Source organism: Stenotrophomonas rhizophila (assembly GCF_000661955.1).
In the GTDB taxonomy this organism is placed as follows: Bacteria; Pseudomonadota; Gammaproteobacteria; order Xanthomonadales; family Xanthomonadaceae; genus Stenotrophomonas; species Stenotrophomonas rhizophila.
The window spans coordinates 651173-668738 of sequence record NZ_CP007597.1 but is presented as its reverse complement, the minus strand read 5'-3'; the positions used below and the strand labels follow the sequence as shown (position 1 = coordinate 668738).

At 65.8% G+C, this 17566-nt stretch carries 17 protein-coding genes and 1 pseudogene; 6 read left to right on the top strand and 12 right to left on the bottom strand.

Annotation, left to right across the window (positions count from 1 at the left end; genetic code table 11):
• Nucleotides 1-159: 159 nt before the first annotated feature.
• Both DX03_RS02840 and DX03_RS02835 read left to right on the top strand, forming a co-directional pair.
• Nucleotides 160-828: a TetR family transcriptional regulator gene (locus DX03_RS02840; protein ID WP_038686169.1), complete on the top strand. Its 669-nt coding sequence runs from the start codon at nt 160-162 to the stop codon at nt 826-828.
• Between the two features lie 701 nt (nt 829-1529).
• A complete protein-coding gene (locus tag DX03_RS02835) occupies nt 1530-2444 on the top strand; it encodes an IS110 family RNA-guided transposase (protein WP_038685553.1) in 915 nt (304 codons plus the stop codon).
• Between the two features lie 265 nt (nt 2445-2709).
• Here DX03_RS02835 and hslU read toward each other — a convergent pair whose 3' ends face one another.
• The 8 genes from hslU to DX03_RS02795 all read right to left on the bottom strand — a co-directional run bounded on the left by hslU (nt 2710) and on the right by DX03_RS02795 (nt 10247).
• Nucleotides 2710-4086, bottom strand: coding sequence for an ATP-dependent protease ATPase subunit HslU (hslU, locus tag DX03_RS02830; RefSeq protein WP_038686167.1), 1377 nt, complete (start codon nt 4084-4086; stop codon nt 2710-2712).
• A gap of 60 nt (nt 4087-4146) precedes the next feature.
• A complete protein-coding gene (gene hslV / locus DX03_RS02825; protein WP_019183676.1) occupies nt 4147-4698 on the bottom strand; it encodes an ATP-dependent protease subunit HslV in 552 nt (183 codons plus the stop codon).
• Nucleotides 4699-4789: 91 nt separating this feature from the next.
• Entirely contained in the window at nt 4790-5680 is an 891-nt protein-coding gene (gene xerC / locus DX03_RS02820; protein WP_038686166.1) for a tyrosine recombinase XerC, read from the bottom strand.
• Between the two features lie 19 nt (nt 5681-5699).
• The gene (locus DX03_RS02815; RefSeq protein WP_038686165.1) at nt 5700-6377 is read right to left on the bottom strand and encodes a DUF484 family protein; all 678 of its coding nucleotides are present in this window, start codon (nt 6375-6377) and stop codon (nt 5700-5702) included.
• On the bottom strand, nt 6374-7225 hold the full coding sequence (gene dapF, locus DX03_RS02810) for a diaminopimelate epimerase (protein WP_038686163.1): 852 nt from the start codon (nt 7223-7225) through the stop codon (nt 6374-6376). The genes DX03_RS02815 and dapF overlap by 4 nt, the downstream gene beginning before the upstream one ends.
• A complete protein-coding gene (gene lptM / locus DX03_RS02805; RefSeq protein WP_038686161.1) occupies nt 7218-7457 on the bottom strand; it encodes an LPS translocon maturation chaperone LptM in 240 nt (79 codons plus the stop codon). Before lptM ends, dapF begins: the two co-directional genes overlap by 8 nt.
• Nucleotides 7458-7632: 175 nt before the next feature.
• The gene (locus tag DX03_RS02800) at nt 7633-8052 is read right to left on the bottom strand and encodes a YbaN family protein (protein WP_038686160.1); all 420 of its coding nucleotides are present in this window, start codon (nt 8050-8052) and stop codon (nt 7633-7635) included.
• Between the two features lie 77 nt (nt 8053-8129).
• The gene (locus DX03_RS02795; protein ID WP_038686158.1) at nt 8130-10247 is read right to left on the bottom strand and encodes a S9 family peptidase; all 2118 of its coding nucleotides are present in this window, start codon (nt 10245-10247) and stop codon (nt 8130-8132) included.
• Nucleotides 10248-10359: 112 nt separating this feature from the next.
• Between DX03_RS02795 and DX03_RS02790 the strand changes: the two genes are divergently transcribed.
• From DX03_RS02790 to DX03_RS02780, 3 genes are all read left to right on the top strand, one after another.
• Nucleotides 10360-11547, top strand: a complete 1188-nt coding sequence (locus DX03_RS02790; RefSeq protein WP_038691797.1) for a pyridoxal phosphate-dependent aminotransferase — start codon at nt 10360-10362, stop codon at nt 11545-11547.
• 136 nt (nt 11548-11683) lie between these two features.
• Nucleotides 11684-12376: a hypothetical protein gene (locus DX03_RS21050; RefSeq protein WP_185753452.1), complete on the top strand. Its 693-nt coding sequence runs from the start codon at nt 11684-11686 to the stop codon at nt 12374-12376.
• 172 nt (nt 12377-12548) lie between these two features.
• Nucleotides 12549-13241, top strand: a complete 693-nt coding sequence (locus DX03_RS02780) for a hypothetical protein (RefSeq protein WP_038686155.1) — start codon at nt 12549-12551, stop codon at nt 13239-13241.
• Between the two features lie 323 nt (nt 13242-13564).
• Here the strand turns inward: DX03_RS02780 and DX03_RS02775 are convergent, their stop codons facing one another.
• Both DX03_RS02775 and DX03_RS02770 read right to left on the bottom strand, forming a co-directional pair.
• A complete protein-coding gene (locus DX03_RS02775; protein WP_038686153.1) occupies nt 13565-15658 on the bottom strand; it encodes a prolyl oligopeptidase family serine peptidase in 2094 nt (697 codons plus the stop codon).
• Nucleotides 15659-15692: 34 nt separating this feature from the next.
• Complete coding sequence (locus DX03_RS02770) at nt 15693-16040, bottom strand: hypothetical protein (RefSeq protein ID WP_244880172.1); 348 nt, start codon at nt 16038-16040, stop codon at nt 15693-15695.
• 161 nt (nt 16041-16201) lie between these two features.
• Between DX03_RS02770 and DX03_RS02765 the strand changes: the two genes are divergently transcribed.
• Entirely contained in the window at nt 16202-16807 is a 606-nt protein-coding gene (locus tag DX03_RS02765) for a lipocalin family protein (protein WP_038686152.1), read from the top strand.
• A gap of 9 nt (nt 16808-16816) precedes the next feature.
• On the opposite strand, the gene DX03_RS02760 is transcribed toward DX03_RS02765, so the two are convergent.
• A complete protein-coding gene (locus DX03_RS02760; protein ID WP_038686150.1) occupies nt 16817-17119 on the bottom strand; it encodes a HigA family addiction module antitoxin in 303 nt (100 codons plus the stop codon).
• 10 nt (nt 17120-17129) lie between these two features.
• A pseudogene (locus tag DX03_RS20535) lies at nt 17130-17404 on the bottom strand (type II toxin-antitoxin system RelE/ParE family toxin).
• Between the last annotated feature and the right edge of the window lie 162 nt (nt 17405-17566).

The following is a 17566-nucleotide window of genomic DNA, read 5'->3' as shown; positions in this document are numbered from 1 at the left end:
CAACAGGGCGGCAAATACGGCAAATCTGACGGTTTCGGCTTTGGCGCGGCTACGCGCGGTCCTCACCGGGAATCAGTGGGACGGAAATATACATACATGCATGTTTGTTTGTAAAGCGGTACAATTCAGGTCGGTTTCATCCAGCAACTGCAAAGCGCAATGGCCAGAAAGACCAAAGAAGAGGCGCAGGCCACCCGTGCGGGGATCCTCGACGCGGCCCAGGCCTGTTTCCATGAATTCGGGGTGGCAGGGACGAGCCTGGCAATGATCGGTGCGCGCGCCGGCTATACGCGGGGGGCGGTGTACTGGCACTTCAAGAACAAGACGGAGGTGCTGACGGCGATGATCGACCGTGAGCGCGTTCCGTTCATCGAGCGGTTGCGGCGGACGACGTCGTCCAAGCGCACGACGCCGGTGCTGGATCTGCGGTCGGCGTTGCTGGTGTCGTTCCAGGAGCTGGCCGATGACGAGCGGTTGCGCAACATGATGGAGATCATGCTGCGCAACGATCTGTCGGTGGAGAGCCAGGCGATGCAGGAGCTGCAGCTGGAGGCATCGCGCGAGGAGCTGGGTATTTTCGCGGCGGCATTCCAGCGCGCGCGCGAGTTGGGGCAGTTGCGCGAGGGGGTGGACGTGGACACGGTGGCTCGTATCGTGAGCACGAGTCTGACCGGGGTGCTGTACAGCGCGATGCTGGAGCCGGAGCTGTTCGAGATCAAACGCGACGGCGCGCAGACGCTGGACGCGATTCTGAGTGCGTTCGTGAAGCCGGGTGTGTTCACCCCGGGCGCGGCGCCGACGGCGTTGCCTACTGAGGATGAGGTTTGAGGTTTGAGGTTTAAGGCGTAAGGCCGAAGCCGAAGCCGAAGCCGAAGCCAGGCAGATTCCGCTTGTCCATGGCTGGGCGGGGCGGTGTGGGTTCGCGGGACACGCCGTGAATCCATCCCTGGAGGCTCGTGAGCGCCATCCATGGCGCCCAACGGTCCCGCGAACCCACACCGCCCCACCCTCGACAATGGGCTGGTGGCCATGGAAAAGCCGCTCTTCATTTGAATCGACTTGCTTCCACTACGTTGTGTGTGCAGAAGATCCCGGACTGGGTTGAAGAGAAGTTGCTTTAGGCAAACGTAGGCAAAAGGTAGCTAAAGCTGTCGCCTTTTCTGTGCGCGACAGGAATGTGTCGAGGGTGGGGGCGTGGGAGTTTGCGGGACCGTTGGGCGCCATGGGTCCGGCGCATGCGCCGGACGGGTTGGGCAGGACGCCCAACCCCGGTCTTGCCGTTTGTGCAGGACTGCACAAACGAGCAAGGCGCTCACGAGCCTTATCTGATCGGAATCTGGCAGTTTAGGTGTCGAGAGCCGGCGTGGGCCGCCGTGTGAGCCTGGATCTCGACGATCGCCGTGTAGCTTGGCGCCCACGCCGGAATCTCCCTTGATCCGCCCGAACAGTTGCTGGAGCTGTCACTCGAAGCGATAAGACTGGGCAAGCGGGGGAGCTCTCGACCCTTCCAGACTATACGGAGTCGGGCGATGAACGGGATCGGGATTGATGTAAGCAAGCGCCGGCTGGATGTTGGAACCTCCGACGGCCAAACCCTGCAGGTCAGCAATGACCCCTCCGGTTTCGCTGAATTGGACCTCTGGCTGAGGCAGCGCCCGAGTAACCAGATCGTGCTGGAGGCCACCGGTGGCTACGAACAGCCTGTGCTGGATTTTCTGCACAAGGCCGGTCATCCGGTGGTTCGGGCCAATGCCTTGCGGGCGCGGAAGCTTGCTCAGGGGCTGGGCCAGAGGGCCAAGACCGACCGCTTGGATGCCTATGCATTGGCACAGATGGCCACGCTGGTGAAGCTGCCGGCCTATCAGCCGTTGGAGGCTTGGCAGCAGAAACTGCGGGAGTTTGTGCGGGCACGTCGACAGATGATCCAGGCCTTGGCCGTCGCGCGACAGCAGCAGGAAATGGTGGGTGATCGTGAACTGCGCCGGCTTTTGCAGGCCAACATCACCCACCTGAAGACACTGGTCAAACGCCTGGGAAAGCAGATTGCCGAGCAGCTCGCTCAACAGCCCCAGCTCACGGTTCTGAAGTCGATGAAGGGCGTGGGGCCGGTGGTACAGGCGGTGCTGGCCAGCTACCTGCCTGAGCTGGGCCATATCAGTGGAAAGGCCATCGCCAGCCTGGTGGGCGTGGCGCCGATGTCCCACGACAGCGGGACGATGCGTGGAAAACGAAGCATCCACGGCGGTCGAGCCGAGATCCGTCAGGTGCTTTACATGGCCGGCATGTCAGCCCTGCAGCACGAACCGCGCATACGGGACTTTTACCGGTCGCTACGGGCCCGCGGCAAGGAGGCCAAAGTAGCCATCGTGGCGGTAATGCGAAAGATGCTGGTGATCCTCAACGCCCGCGTGCGCGACGCTCAAAGCGGACCGATCCCCGCCTGAAGCGCGCCCGGGCACATCTCCAACGGCTGCCGGCCAGCGGCCGGCACTACCGTGCCCGTCTGCTGGAGGGGCCGAAGCCTCCTCCAGCAACACAGTTGCTACACGGACGTACTTGCGGCGTGTCCCGCGAACTCCCACGCCCCTGCCCCAACCAGCGCATGCGTCACACGTACTGCTCTTGATCCACCGCGTTCAAAGCGCCAGCAAAAAAAAGCGGCGACGCTTTCGCGCCGCCGCTTCCCTACCACCCGACTGGTGTGATGCATTACAGGATGTAGCGGCTCAGGTCCGGGTCCTGTACCAGCTCGCCCAGGTGCGCATCCACGTAAGCCTTGTCGATGCTGATGGTCTCGCCATCGCGGTCCGGGGCTTCGTAACTGAGCGTGTCCAGCAGGCGCTCCAGAACCGTGTGCAGGCGGCGGGCGCCGATGTTTTCCTGGCGCTCGTTGACCTGGAACGCGATCTCCGCCAGACGGTCCACCGCGTCCTCGGTGAACTTCATCGACACGCCCTCGGTCTGCAGCAGCGCTTCGTACTGCTTGGTCAGCGCCGCCTTCGGCTCGGTCAGGATGCGCACGAAATCGTTCTTGCTCAGCGCGCCCAGCTCCACCCGGATCGGGAAACGACCCTGCAACTCCGGAATCAGATCGCTCGGCTTGGCCAGGTGGAACGCACCGGAAGCAATGAACAGAATGTGGTCGGTCTTGATCGTGCCGTACTTGGTGGACACGTTCGACCCTTCCACCAGCGGCAGCAGATCGCGCTGCACCCCCTCGCGCGACACATCGCCGCCCGATGAGCCGGCCTCACCGCGCTTGGCCACCTTGTCGATCTCGTCGATGAACACGATGCCGTGCTGCTCGCAGGCCTCGATCGCCGCGCTGCGGATATCGTCTTCGTTGACCAGCTTGCCCGCCTCTTCCTCGATCAGCAGCGGACGCGCGGCCTTGATGCTCAGCGTGCGCTTCTGCGCCTTCGCCCCGCCCATGCTCGAGAACATCTGGCGCAGCTGCTGGCCCATTTCCTCCATGCCCGGCGGGGTCATGATGTCCATGCTGACGTTGGCCGACACTTCCAGCTCGATCTCGCGCTCGTCCAGCTCACCGTTGCGCAGCATGCGGCGGAACTTGATGCGGGTTTCGTTGTCCTGCGCCGACGGCTCGTTGCGCGCGGCCTCGGCATCGAAACCGATACCCGCGCTTCGACGCGGCAGCAGCGCGTCCAGGATACGGTCTTCGGCGCGCTCTTCGGCCTGGGTGCGCACGCGCACCTTGGCCTGCTCGCGGTACAGCTTGACCGCGGTATCGGCCAGGTCGCGGATGATCTGCTCCACGTCCTTGCCGACATAGCCGACCTCGGTGAAACGGGTGGCTTCCACCTTCACGAACGGCGCGTTGGCCAGCGTGGCCAGGCGACGCGCGATCTCGGTCTTGCCGACGCCGGTCGGCCCGATCATCAGGATGTTCTTGGGCATCACTTCATTGCGCAGCTCGGCCGGCAGCTGCATGCGGCGCCAGCGGTTGCGCAATGCGATGGCCACCGCGCGCTTGGCGTCGTGCTGGCCCACGATGTGCCGGTCCAGTTCCTGCACGATCTCGCGCGGGGTCATGGTGGCGGAAGAAACTTCAATCTTGTGCGGCATGGGTGTGCTCACGAATGAATGTGGTGGGTCGGGGTTGCCGGCCAGCGGCCGGCACTACGCTTACAATTCCTCGACCACCACGTTGCGATTGGTGTAGATGCAGATGTCGCCGGCGATGTTGATCGACTCGGTGGCGATGGTGCGGGCGTCCAGTTCGGTGTGTGCCATCAGCGCGCGTGCGGCCGACAACGCGTACGAACCGCCGGAACCGATCGCGATGATGCCGTCTTCCGGCTCGATCACATCGCCGGTGCCGCTGATGATCAGCGAGGTGTCCTTGTCGGCCACGGCCAGCAGCGCTTCGAGCTTGCCCAGGCGGCGCTCGGTGCGCCAGTCCTTAGCCAGCTCCACTGCAGCGCGCTGCAGCTGGCCGTGCTTCTCAAGCTTGGCCTCGAACAGTTCGAACAGGGTGAAGGCGTCGGCGGCGGCACCGGCGAAACCGGCCAGGACCTGGCCCTCGCGACCCAGCCGGCGCACCTTGCGGGCGTTGCCCTTCATCACCGTGTGGCCAAGGGTGACCTGGCCATCGCCGGCAACCGCGACATGACCGTTGCGGCGCACCGAAATGATGGTGGTGGCGTGAAATACGTTGGGGTTCTGACTGGGGTCCATGGAGCCTCCGGGGTGACAGAGACTGAGGTGGGGTCGTTGCCGGGGGCTTCAACCCACCCTGCCCTGCGGCCCGGTGACGCAGTGGATCGATTCAGCTTTCGTTGCCGCTCTTGCGCCGCTTCGCGCGCGGGTGCGCGGCGTCGTAGACCTTGGCCAGGTACTGGAAATCCAGGTGGGTGTAGATCTGCGTGGTGGCGATATCGGCATGCCCGAGCAGTTCCTGCACGCCGCGCAGGTCGCCGGAGGATTCCAGGATGTGGCTGGCAAAACTGTGCCGCAGCATGTGCGGGTGCACATGCTTGAACAGGCCCTGGCGCTGGGCCAGCTGGCGGATGCGGATCTGGATGGCCCGCTGGCTGATCGGCCCGCCCTTGCGGCCCGGGAACACCGGTTGGGCGTCACTGCCGCCGCTTTCGCCGCGCCAGCCTTCCAGCGCGGTGCGCGCGTGCGAGCCGAACGGCACGCGCCGCTCGCGGTTGCCCTTGCCCAGCACGTTGACCAGCCCGGTGGCGAAATCCAGGTCACGCCAGATCAGCGCGCACAGCTCGCTCAGGCGCAGCCCGGAGGAATAGAACAGTTCCAGCAGCGCGCGGTCGCGCAGGCCCAGCGGCCCATCGGTGGGCAGTTCCACCAGCTGCACGGCCTCGTCGGCATCGAGCACCTGCGGCAGCTTGCGCGGCGCCTTCGGGGCCTTGAGCCCTGCGGCGGGACTGGCTTCGATGCGGCGGTGCTTGAGCAGCCACGCATAGAAACTACGGCACGCCGACAGGCGGCGCTGCAGCGACGTGGGCGAGAGCCCGCGGCGGTGTTCGGCGGCGATGAACTGGCGCAACTGCTCGCCATCGAGCACGTCGATGCGCGCGTCGTGGTCGTTGGCCCAGGCGGTCAAGGCGTCCAGGTCGCGGCGGTAGGCATCCAGGGTATGCACCGACATCCGCCGCTCCACCTCCAGGTGCGAGAGGAATTCCGCAGCGGCCCCCATGCCAGCGCCCACGTCGGCCTCAGTCGTGCGTGAAGCGAGCCAGGCCGACCGCCAGCGCTTCGCCCATCATGCGCAGGAACAGCGTGCCCATGCCGGGGTAGAAGCGGTTGGGATCGTGGCTGCCCACGGCGATCAGGCCGACACCCGGCAGCGGCAGCAATGCGCTGGACTGCACCGTGTCGGCGAGCGCGCCGTACAGCACGGTGTTCTTCTCGACCTGCAGGCGGCCGCAGATCGGCTCGCCATCGGCCAGGCAATCGCGGAACGACCCGAGCAGCGGGCTGTTGGCCGGGATCACCTGCAGCCACGGCGCCTGCTCCAGCCCGGCAACCGGCTGCAGCATCACCAGGCGCACCTTGTCGCCGGCGAAGTCTTCTTCCAGCGAGGCGGCCATGGCGCGCAGGGTATCGGCGGCCGTGGTCTGCTTCATCAGCGCCAGGGTCAGCTGATGGGTGCGCACGGCCAGGCGTTCGTTGACCTGCGCGTTGGCGGCCAGGTCGGCGAGCCGTCGCGACAGCTCGCGGTTCTTGTCGCGCAGCACGTCCAGCTGGTAGCTGGCCAGCGACGCGGTGGGGCCGTCATCGCGCGGCACCACCATGGTCAGTGCCAGGTCCGGGAACTGCTTGAGGAACGCCGGATGCCGCCGCAGCCAGGCGGCGACTTCGTGCGCACCGATCTTTTCGACCGTCTCGTTCATGCGTGCCACTCCCCTTCAAAGACGAAGGCTGCCGGGCCGGACATCACCACCTGGGCGTCGTCGGCCGGCCAGCGCAGGCGCAGCTCGCCGCCGGGCAGCGACAACGTGGCGTCGCGCTCCAGGCGGCCACGCTGCATCATCACCACCGCCGCCGCGCAGGCGCCGCTGCCGCAGGCCAGGGTTTCCCCCACGCCGCGTTCGTACACGCGCAGGCGCGCATGGCGGGGGTCGATCACCTGCACGAAGCCGACATTCACCGACTGCGGGAAAGTGGCGTGCTGCTGCAGCAGGTTGCCCAGGCGTTCGACCGGGGCGGCATCGATCAGGCCCACTTCGATCACCGCATGCGGGTTGCCCATCGACACCGCGCCGAAGCGCACCGTGTCGCCCTGCAACGGCAGCAGGTATTCATCGCGCGCACGGGCAAAGCCCAGCAGCGGCACCTGCGCCGGCTCGAAGCGCGGCACGCCCATCGCTACCGCGTACTGGTCGTTGCCCAGCCGCTCGATGGTGTGGGTAGCCAGCGGGCTGTCGATGGCGAAGCTGTCCTCACCGGCCGCGCCATCGCGCACCAGCCAGGCGGCCACGCACCGGGCGCCATTGCCGCACTGCTCGGACTGCGAGCCGTCGGCGTTCCAGATGCGGTAGGACGCCACCGACCCTTCCGCGCGCGGTGGTTCGATGGTGAGGATCTGGTCGCAGCCCACGCCGGTATGGCGGTCGGCCAGGCGGGCCGCCAGGGCCGGGGTGGGTGCGGGCGTACCGTCACGCAGGTCCAGGACGACGAAATCATTGCCGGCGCCGTGCATCTTGCTGAAGCGCAGCGCCGTGGAGGCGGCCTTAGTCATTACCATTTTCGGACTTCAGCGGCGCGTCGACCGGATCGGGCACCACCGGCGGGTTGTTGGTGTCATCCACGGCCGCCGGGGTGGTCTCATCGACGGCCGGCTCGGCGATTTCTTCGACCGGCACCGGCTTCTGCGGCAGCACCAGCGGGCCTTTGTTGCCGCAGGCGGCAAGGAGAAGCAGCGAGGCCGCTGCCAACGGAATCAGGATTCGGTTGCGATGGGGGATGCTCATGGCCCGAGTATAGCCGTGGGTTCTTTGACCGAGGGTATCGATTCGATGAACGCGGCCATGGGGGTGCCGGCTGCGGGCCGGCTGCTCACGATGCCAGGGTCATGCGATTGCCGGCCAGCGGCCGGCAGCCCGTGTGTCCTTCAGTGCATGCGTGGTTGCCGGCCAGCGGCCGGCACTACCGGGGTGGCAGTGGGCGGCTCCACAGCCAGATCGCCACCGCCGCCATGCTGCCGATGGAGAACCACTTCACCCACGCGATCGGCACGCACCAGAGCATGATGCCGGCGCAGACCGCCATGGTCAGGGTGGCCATCCACTTGGCGTAGCGGCTGACCGCGCCGTGGGCCTGCCAGTTGCGGATGGAGGGACCAAAGCGCGGATGCTGCAGCAGCCAGGTGTGCAGACGCTCGGAGCCGCGCGAGGCGGCCCAGGCCGAGATCAGGATGAACACGGTGGTGGGCAGGCCCGGCACGAAGATGCCGACGATGCCGGTGGCCAGGCTGGCATAGGCCAGCAGCCACCATGCCCAGCGGAACCGCACCGGTGGCCGCGTGGCAGGGGCATCGGCAACGTCGGGGCGTTCGGGCACAGTCATGCGCCCAGCATAGCGAGGCCGGACGACGACCGCGATGGTCGCCGTCCGGAGGGCGGGTTGCCGGCCCGAGGCCTGCCTTACGGGGCGGCGGTCACGCCCAGCTGGTCGAGCACGAACGCATACGATTCGGCCAGCTCGTGGTAGCGCTGGAAACGCCCGGACTTGCCGCCGTGCCCGGCCTCCATGTTGGTGCGGAACACGATCGGATGGGTGCCGGTGTTGTCATCGCGCAGCTTGGCCACCCACTTGGCCGGCTCCCAGTACTGCACCTGCGAATCCCACAGCCCGGTGCCGACGAACAGCGCCGGGTAGGCCTGCTTCTTGACGTTGTCGTAGGGCGAGTAGCCGAGCATGTAGTCGTAGTACTCGCGCTGCTCCGGGTTGCCCCACTCGTCGTACTCGTTGGTGGTCAGCGGGATGCTGGCGTCGAGCATGGTGGTGACCACGTCCACGAACGGCACCTGCGCCACCATCACCCGGTAATCCTGCGGGGCCTGGTTGGCCACCGCGCCCATCAACAGGCCGCCGGCGCTGCCGCCGGACGCGGCCACGCGGTCCTTGGACGCATAGCCCAGGCGCACCAGTTCGCGGGTGACATCGACGAAGTCGTTGAAGGTGTTCTGCTTCTTCAGCAGCTTGCCGTCCTCGTACCACGCACGGCCCATTTCCTCACCGCCGCGGATATGCGCAATGGCATAGACCACGCCGCGGTCGAGCAGACTCACCACGGTCTGGTTGAAACCGGGGTCCATCGACATGCCGTAGCTGCCGTAGGCGTACTGGTACAGCGCGGCGGTGCCGTCCTTCTTGAAACCGTTGCGGTACACCAGCGACACCGGCACCTTGGCTCCGTCGCGCGCGGTCACCCAGACCCGCTCGGTGGTGTACTTGCCCGGGTCGTAGCCGATCACCGGCTGCTGCTTGAGCTGGCGACGCTCACCGGTGACGGTGTTGAGCTCGTAGGTGGTGGTCGGCGTGGTGAGCGAGTTGTAGGCGTAGCGCAGCCACGGACTGTCCGGCTCGGGGTTGGCGGCCAGGCCCATCGAGTAGGCCGGCTCGTCGGCCTTGACGTAGTCCTGGCGACCATCGGGATACAGCAGGCGGATGCGCTCCAGGCCATTGGAACGCTCGGCGATCGCACTGAAGCCGTCGAACAGCTCGAACCCTTCCACCAGCACCGCATCGTCATGGGCCACCCAGTCGGTCCACTGCGTGCGCGCGGTGGCATCGGTGGGCGCGGTGACGATCTTGAAGTTCTTCGCGCCGGCATCGTTGGTGCGGATCACCCAGCGGCCGTTGAAGTGGTCGGCGTCGTACTCCACATCGCGCGCACGCGGCGCCAGCAGGGTGAATGCCTGCGGGTTGGCGGCCGGGGCGTAACGGGTTTCCGAGCTGACCGTGCTGTGCAGTTCGATGGTGAGGAATTTGTCGTCGCGGGTGCGGCCGACGCCCATGTAGAAGCTGTCGTCCTTTTCTTCGTACACCAGCACGTCGCTGCTGGCCGGGGTGCCCAGCACGTGCTTTTTGACGCGCACGGTGAGCAGGGTTTCCGGATCATTCTCCACGTAGAACAGGGTGCGGTTGTCGTCGGCCCAGACCACGTTGGGCGACACGTTCTCGATGCGGTCCGGCAGCACCTGGCCGGTGCGCAGGTCCTTGAAGCGGATCACGTACTGGCGGCGGCCAACATCGTCTTCGGCCCAGGCCAGCAGGTGGTTGTCCTGGCTGACGTCGGCATCGCCGACATCGAAGTAGTTCTTGCCCTCGGCCATCACGTTGATGTCCAGCAGGATCTCTTCGGGCGCCTCCATGCTGCCCTTGCGCCGCGCCTGGATCGGATAATCCTTGCCGGTCTCGAAGCGGGTGTAATACCAGTAGCCGCGATCACGCGCGGGCACGCTGGCATCGTCCTGCTTGATGCGCGCCACGATTTCCTTGTACAGGGTGTCCTCGAGCGGCTTGAGCGGTGCCACCACCTGGTCGGTGTAGGCGTTCTCCGCATTCAGGTAGGCCAGTATCTTCGGATCTTCGCGCTTGTCGTCGCGCAGCCAGTAGTAGTCGTCGTTGCGGGTCGCGCCGAACGGCGCCTTGACCGTGTGCGGCTGCTTCTCGGCGTCGGGCGGGGTGAGCGCGGGGGCGGCATGCACGTTGGAGGTCATCAGGCTGGCAACCAGTAAACAAAGGGCGGGTTTCACGAGATAAGGCTCCTTACGGGGGAATGCAATGGCGTCCATGGTCGGCCCAGTCTGGGCGGGCGTTGGGGCAGCGGCAAGCCTGCCGATGGTCACTGCACCTATCATCGGCAGCATGAGCACCCCTACCCCCACGGCCGGCTACAGCCGCCGCAGCCAGGAAATCGAACCCTTCCACGTGATGTCGCTGCTGGCCCGCGCGCAGGCGCTGGAGCAGGCCGGGCACGATGTGATCCACCTGGAAATCGGCGAGCCGGATTTCACCACCGCCGCGCCGATCGTGCAGGCCGGCCAGGCCGCCCTGGCCGCCGGCCACACCCGCTACACCGCCGCGCGCGGGCTGCCCGCGCTGCGCGAGGCCATCGCCGGGTTCTACCAGCAGCGGTACCAGCTGCAGATCGACCCCGAGCGCATCCTGGTCACGCCCGGCGGCTCGGGCGCGCTGCTGCTGGCCAGCAGCCTGCTCGTCGACCCGGACAAGCACTGGCTGCTGGCCGACCCCGGCTATCCGTGCAACCGCCACTTCCTGCGCCTGGTCGAGGGCGCCGCGCAACTGGTGCCGGTGGGCCCGCAGACGGCCTACCAGCTCACCCCGGCGCTGATCGAGCAGCACTGGAACGCGTCCAGCGTGGGCGCGCTGGTGGCCTCGCCGGCCAACCCGACCGGTACGGTGCTGTCGGCGCCGCAGCTGGCCGGGTTGTCGCAGTCGTTGAAGGCGCGCGGCGGCCACCTGGTGGTGGATGAGATCTACCACGGCCTGACCTACGGCATGGACGCGGCCAGCGTGCTGCAGGTGGACGACGAGGCCTTCGTGCTCAACAGCTTCTCCAAGTACTACGGCATGACCGGCTGGCGGCTGGGCTGGCTGGTCGCCCCACCGCAGGCGGTACCGGACCTGGAGAAGCTGGCGCAGAACCTGTACATCAGCGCCTCCAGCATTGCCCAGCATGCCGCCCTGGCCTGCTTCACCCCGGAAAGCATGGCCATCTTCGAACACCGCCGCGCGGCCTTCCGCGAGCGCCGCGACTATCTGCTGCCGGCGCTGCGCGCCCTGGGCTTCCGCATCGAGGTGGAGCCCGAAGGCGCCTTCTACCTGTACTGCGACGTCAGCGCGTTCACCGATGACGCGCAGGCGTTCTGCGCGCACTTCCTGGAAACCCAGCACGTGGCCTTTACGCCCGGGCTGGATTTCGGACACTACCGCGCCAACGCGCACGTGCGACTGGCCTATACGCAGGAAGTACCGCGCCTGGAAGAAGCCGTGGCACGGATCCGGCGTGGGTTGGAAACGTGGGCGAGGTGACCGCTACGGCCCGCAACTACTTCAGCCGTCGCTTTGCAAACGCACTCACCAATACGGTCAATGGCCTCCCCACACTGTTACAGCGTACGAGTGCGGCGGCGCAATTGGAGCCATTAGCGTCAATGAGGCGCAGCGCATGAAGCTGCTGCACAATCTCACCCTGGTCGCCGCGATGCTTGTGTCTGCCTGCACCGCTGAGTTGGCTACAGCGGGTGCCGCACCAACGCCACCAGAAACGCAGGTGGTTCGCTACAGGCTGGTCGCGGTACCGCTGGTCGAGCCGCCTCCTCACCCTCCGAAGCGCGAGCCACCACCACTCAGGCTTGTTGCGCCTAACTCATCGCGCGCACACATTGTCGACAAGGGCGGGAACGAGATCAGACGAGCGCCCAAGGGCCGATCGATTGCTGAGATGAAGGTTAGCCCGAAGCAGCAATGGGTCCTGCTGTACTTCGGCGATGCGGACTATACGGTCGCCTCTGTCGACAGACTCAAGGACATTGCCAGGCCACCGATACAGCCAGCTGCAGCCGCCGACGCCACTGGTTTCAGATGGCTCCCACTCGATGATGATCGCCTGATCGGTTACGCACAGTTGCCTTCGCTCAAGCCGACGAAAGGTTTGACCGCCTCCGAGGCAGACGGGCTGCCACCCAGGGGCACGCTAGTTTACATCTACACCATCGCCACCGACGCCATGAGTCCCGTCGAGATCGACGAGTCGGTGCCACAGCCCTTCAGCATCTCCGACGATTCGTATGGGAACCTTGCCATTGAGCCTCATTCTGGGCTGGCCGCCTTCGGGCTGAAGATCCTTCAGATCCCTTAGCCATGACACGAGGAGCATGAATCAGGCGCGCGCTCCTGGCTGATCCGAGGTATCCATTGACGTGGACGAGAAGAAGTTCATGGCACTTTTCACCTTGTCGCGCACGGCGGCACAGCTGGATCGGGCGCAGGACCGTTGCCAGTGCATTGCTTGAAGATCTGAGGCGCAACTCATGAAGCTGCTGCACAATCTCACCCTGATCGCCGTGCTGTTCGTGTTTTCCTGCACCCCTGAGTTGGCGGGTTGCTCAACGGTATCAGCGGAACAAAAAGCAGGCCACTCCAAGCTTATTGCGCTGCCGCTGGAGCAAACATCGTCGCCAATCGGGAAGCGCGAGCCGCTGCCGTTCAGGCTGCACGCGCCGGGTTCAGCGGAAGCACGCATTGTGGATGCAAGCGGTCATTTGATCAGGCCGGCGCCGGTCAATGGAACGATCTTCGGCTTTCGAGCGAGTCCGAATCGGCAGTGGGTCTTGCTCGATCTCAGCAACGCGGCGTATGTGGTCGCCTCCGTCGACGGACTCAAGGACATCGCCAGGCCACCCAAACGGCCGCATGCACCCGCCGACGCGACCGTCATCGAATGGCGCATCCTCGATGATGACCGCTTGATCGGTTACGCCGAGCTGCCTTCACTGGAGCCGACGAAAGGTTTGACCGCGTCCGAGGCAGACGGGCTGCCACCCAGGGGCACGCTGGTTTACATCTACACCATCGCCACCGACGCCATGAGTTCCGTCGAAATCGACGCATCGGTGCCACAGCCCTTCAGCATCTCCGACGATTCGGATGGGAACCTTGCCATTGAGCCTCATTCTGGGCTGACCGCCTTCGGGCTGAAGATCCTTCAGATCCCGCAGCCATGACGCGAAGAGCGTGAATCAGGCACACGCTCCCGACTTCTTCGGGTGAAGGGGGCACGGCGGTACAGGCGGGTCGGGCGCGGGACCGTTGCCACCGTGCCTCCAGGAAGCCAGGGACGCCCGTAAAGCCGTGCGCAAACTGCTGTTGTTTTGGGCCCGCCAGTGGCACAACAACCAAAAAAACGCCGCGCATCTCTGCGCGGCGTCGAAATGGGGTGGAGCCAACCTGACGCCCCACCACCCGGAGGCGGACCGAAGCGGCCTTCGGTGATGTCCTGCGGCTACCGGGCCGATGGGCCATCCCAGCAGTCGAGCAACGCTCGACTCTACCGCAACTGCTCCCACAGGAAGCTATAGGCCAATGCCGACATGTGCGCGGCCTGCGCATTGTTGGCCGCGCCGCCGTGACCGCCCTCGATATTCTCGTAGTAGGTCACGTCCTTGCCGGCTTCGATCATCTTCGCGGCCATCTTGCGAGCATGGCCCGGATGCACCCGATCGTCACGGGTGGATGTCGTGAACAGCACCGGCGGGTAGGTCTTCTTCGCATCGAACAGGTGGTACGGCGAGAAGGTCTTGATGAACGCCCAGTCGGCCGTGTCCGGATTGCCGTACTCGGCCATCCAGGATGCGCCGGCCAACAGGTGGCTGTAACGCTTCATGTCCAGCAGCGGCACCTGCACCACCACCGCCCCGAACAGCTCCGGGTACTGGGTGAGCATGTTGCCGGTGAGCAGGCCACCGTTGCTGCCGCCCTGCACGCCCAGGTGCTTGGCCGAGGTGATCTTGCGGCTCACCAGGTCGCGGGCGACCGCGGCCATGTCTTCATAGGCCTTGTGGCGGTTCTGCTTCAGCGCCGCCTGGTGCCAGCGCGGGCCATACTCGCCACCGCCGCGGATGTTGGCCACCACGTACACGCCGCCCTTCTCCAGCCACGCCCGGCCCATGCCGCCCGAGTACGACGGGGTCAGCGAGATCTCGAAGCCACCGTAGCCATACAGCAGCGTCGGGTTGGAACCATCTAGCTTCATGTCCTTGGCATGCACCACGAAGTACGGCACGCGGGTGCCGTCCTTGCTGGTCGCAAAGTGCTGTTCGATCACCTTGCCCTCGGCATTGAAGAACGCCGGCATGGTCTTGAGCACTTCCGGCTGCTTGCCGATCTCGGCAATGGCCAGCGTGGTCGGGGTCAGGTAGTCGGTGACGGTCATCCACACCGCGTCGCTGTCATCGGCATCCACCGCACCCACGGCCACGGTGCCGAACGACGGCGCGCCGGTGAAGTCGCTCTTCTTCCAGCCGCTGTCGGTCGGGGTGAGCACGCTCAGGCGGCTCTTGACGTCATCCAGCACGTTGAGCACCAGATGGTTCTTCGTCCAGCTGCTGCCGGCCAGTGATGTGGTGTCGGTGGGCGCGAACAGCACTTCAAAGTCGCGCTTGCCGGCCAGGTAGTCGTCCAGCTTGGTGACCAGCAACGAACCGGCGGTGTAGGTCTTGCCGCCCACGGTCCACGCATCGCGCAGCTCCAGGGTCAGCCACTGCTTGCGCAGGCCTTTCTCGGCCGAGTTCGGCGCGTCGATCTTGGTCAGCGTGCCATCGTCGCCGCGCAGGTAGATCTCGTTGTTGTAGAAGGCCAGCGTGCGGCTGACCAGGTTGCGCTCGTAACCGGGGGTGTCGTCGTGCATGGCCGCGATGTACATGTCATCGGGCTTGCCTTCGTACACCACGCTGGCGCTGGCCATCGGCGTGCCGCGCTTCCACAGCTTGGCCACGCGCGGGTAGCCGGAGGTGGTCATGGTGCCGGTGCCGAAATCGGTGTAGACGAACACCGTGTCGCGGTCGACCCAGTTCAGCCCGCCCTTGGATTCGGGGCGGAAGAAGCCGTCCTTGATCCAGGTCTTGTTGGCCAGGTCGAACTCGCGGGTGACATCGGCATCGGCGCCGCCGCGCGACAGCGCGATCAGGCAACGCGAATAGTCCGGGCGCAGGCAGTCGGCGCCGTGCCAGACCCAGTTCTCACCCTCGGCCTTGTTCAGGGCATCGAGGTCGAGCACGGTTTCCCAGGTCGGCGAGGCCTTGCGGTACTCGGCCAGCGTGGTGCGACGCCACAGGCCGCGCTCGTGCTGCTTGTCCTTCCAGAAGTTGTAGTAGTAGTCACCGATCTTCTGCACGCCGGGAATCTTGGCGTCCGAATCGAGCACCTCGCGGATGCTGGCTTCCATCTGCTTGAACGCCGGGGTCTGGGCCAGGCGGCCCTCCGACTTGGCGTTCTGCTGTTTGACCCAGTCCAGCGATTTGTCGCCGGTCACGTCTTCGAGCCACGCGTACGGGTCGGCGGGGGTCTCAGCAGCCATGGCAGTACCTACCGCACCGGCGGTCATCAGGCCTGCCATCAGGCAGGCGGAAGCGATTTTGGACATTGCAGCTCCAAGCGGACATAAGCCCCGGACGCTATCACACCGCCCGGCCGGCGCTCCCGTGTCGAAGGTCAGGGCGCGCCACGCGGGTGCGGCGGCGGGCCTGCGGGCCACGGCGACGGCCACTGCTGCGGCGGCGCAGCAGCGCCATTGGCAGGCGGAACCGGTACAGGCTCCACCAGGCCAGCCACGGCATGCCCACCAGCCACAGGGGCAGCCAGCCCAGCCATTCGCTGCTGCCGCGTGCCGCCGGCCACACCAGCACCAAGGCCAGTCCGGCCAGGGCGGCCTGCCGGACCCAGCGCAGTACCTGCGGATCGGGGGTGCTGGCCAGGCGTGCGGCGGCCTGTGAACGCGGGGAATGACGCGACGACGACAAGGGCATGACACGACTCCGTGCGAAAGTGATGCGTCACCTTGCCGTGCCACCATCTCACCGGCTGCGACCTGTTGCCGCAACCGGCACGGCAAGCATGAACGCCACCATTGACGTTCTCCGCTGTCCCACCCACCATGCCCGTGCCAGCCACTGGAGCCTTCTGCCGCATGTCTCTGAACCGCCCGCTTCGCGCTGTCCTGTTGCTGTCGACGCTGTCGCTGCTGTCCGCCTGCGCCTTCCGCCACGAGGCCAAGCCGAGCCCGGCACCGGTGGCCACCGAAGCGACTGGCGCCCCCATCGACCTGCAGAAGTTCATGGGCACCTGGTATGTGATCGGCCGGGTTCCCAACCCGATCGAACGCGGCCATGTGGCCAGCGTCAACGAGTTCAGCCTGCGCGGCGACCAGAAGGTGTCCATCACCTATCGGTACCGCAACGGGTTCTCCGAACCGCTCCAGGAGCTGACCGTGCGCGCCTCGGTGGATGAGGAAAGCGGCAACCACAACTGGCGCACCTGGTTCTACAAGATCGTGCCGACCCACACCCGCGTGCTGGAAGTGGCCCCGGACTATTCGTGGGCGATGCTGGGCTATCCCGGCCGCGAGATGGCCTGGATCTTCGCGCGCCAGCCGGACATGGACAAAGAGCTCTACAAGGAACTGGCCACCCGCCTGCGCGACGAGTACGGGGTCAATACCGACAAGCTCAAGCGCGTGCCGCAGCACCCCGAGCAGGTGGACCGGCTGGGGTATGAGGTGCCGAACGTCCGGTAAGCGTGGCGGTCAGGCTGCCTCGCGCGGCTGCACCCTGCGCTCGATTTCCTCGCGGGTCGGCAGCGTCTTCAGATCGTACTCGGCCTGGAGGGCCAGCCACGACGCGGCGTCCCCACCGAAATGACGTGCCAGGCGCACCGCGGTATCCGCCGTGACGCCGCGGGTTTCATGCACGATGGCATGCAATCGCGTAGGCGGCACATCCAGCGCCCGTGCCAGCGCAGTGATGCTCAGCTGCAACGGCAGCAGAAACTCCTCGCGCAGGATTTCGCCCGGATGGACGGCCCTGAGGTTGTTGGTGGGGCGGCTCATGGATGGCACCTCAGTGGTAATCGACGATCTCGACATCACGCGGACCGTTGTCGGTCCAGACAAAAGTCGCCACTGCGCGTTGACGCGGATGCTGTGCTGCCCGCGTCGGTCGCCGTACAGCGCTTCGAGCCGATTTCCGGGCGGGCTGCGCAGGAACTGCAGCGTCTGTGCAGCATCCAGCATCTGCAGTTTGCGCTCGGCCAGTGACTGGAACGCACGAAATTGTCGAGGGCATCGTCCCGCAAACAGCGCGCGCGTGTGACGGCATCGGAAGGATTGAATCATTCCGCGCAGCGTATTACGCGAAACGGAATATAACACAGGTGCCCGTCACGCAATGATGCGCTGGTCGAGCACCTGATCAATCGAATCTGTGCAGGCTGCCGCCTTGGCATTCCAATGGGCGGCACGACCTGGGGCCTGGCCCAGCCGCCGCTGAAGGTGGTG

Bases quoted from the DNA above. Each gene is read 5' to 3' on its own strand.
- DX03_RS02840 (WP_038686169.1), top strand. From the start codon at position 160: ATGGCCAGAAAGACCAAAGAAGAGGCGCAGGCCACCCGTGCGGGGATC.
- DX03_RS02835 (WP_038685553.1), top strand. From the start codon at position 1,530: ATGAACGGGATCGGGATTGATGTAAGCAAGCGCCGGCTGGATGTTGGA.
- hslU (WP_038686167.1), bottom strand. From the start codon at position 4,086: ATGCCGCACAAGATTGAAGTTTCTTCCGCCACCATGACCCCGCGCGAG.
- hslV (WP_019183676.1), bottom strand. From the start codon at position 4,698: ATGGACCCCAGTCAGAACCCCAACGTATTTCACGCCACCACCATCATT.
- xerC (WP_038686166.1), bottom strand. From the start codon at position 5,680: ATGGGGGCCGCTGCGGAATTCCTCTCGCACCTGGAGGTGGAGCGGCGG.
- DX03_RS02815 (WP_038686165.1), bottom strand. From the start codon at position 6,377: ATGAACGAGACGGTCGAAAAGATCGGTGCGCACGAAGTCGCCGCCTGG.
- dapF (WP_038686163.1), bottom strand. From the start codon at position 7,225: ATGACTAAGGCCGCCTCCACGGCGCTGCGCTTCAGCAAGATGCACGGC.
- lptM (WP_038686161.1), bottom strand. From the start codon at position 7,457: ATGAGCATCCCCCATCGCAACCGAATCCTGATTCCGTTGGCAGCGGCC.
- DX03_RS02800 (WP_038686160.1), bottom strand. From the start codon at position 8,052: ATGACTGTGCCCGAACGCCCCGACGTTGCCGATGCCCCTGCCACGCGG.
- DX03_RS02790 (WP_038691797.1), top strand. From the start codon at position 10,360: ATGAGCACCCCTACCCCCACGGCCGGCTACAGCCGCCGCAGCCAGGAA.
- DX03_RS21050 (WP_185753452.1), top strand. From the start codon at position 11,684: ATGAAGCTGCTGCACAATCTCACCCTGGTCGCCGCGATGCTTGTGTCT.
- DX03_RS02780 (WP_038686155.1), top strand. From the start codon at position 12,549: ATGAAGCTGCTGCACAATCTCACCCTGATCGCCGTGCTGTTCGTGTTT.
- DX03_RS02775 (WP_038686153.1), bottom strand. From the start codon at position 15,658: ATGTCCAAAATCGCTTCCGCCTGCCTGATGGCAGGCCTGATGACCGCC.
- DX03_RS02770 (WP_244880172.1), bottom strand. From the start codon at position 16,040: ATGCCCTTGTCGTCGTCGCGTCATTCCCCGCGTTCACAGGCCGCCGCA.
- DX03_RS02765 (WP_038686152.1), top strand. From the start codon at position 16,202: ATGTCTCTGAACCGCCCGCTTCGCGCTGTCCTGTTGCTGTCGACGCTG.
- DX03_RS02760 (WP_038686150.1), bottom strand. From the start codon at position 17,119: ATGAGCCGCCCCACCAACAACCTCAGGGCCGTCCATCCGGGCGAAATC.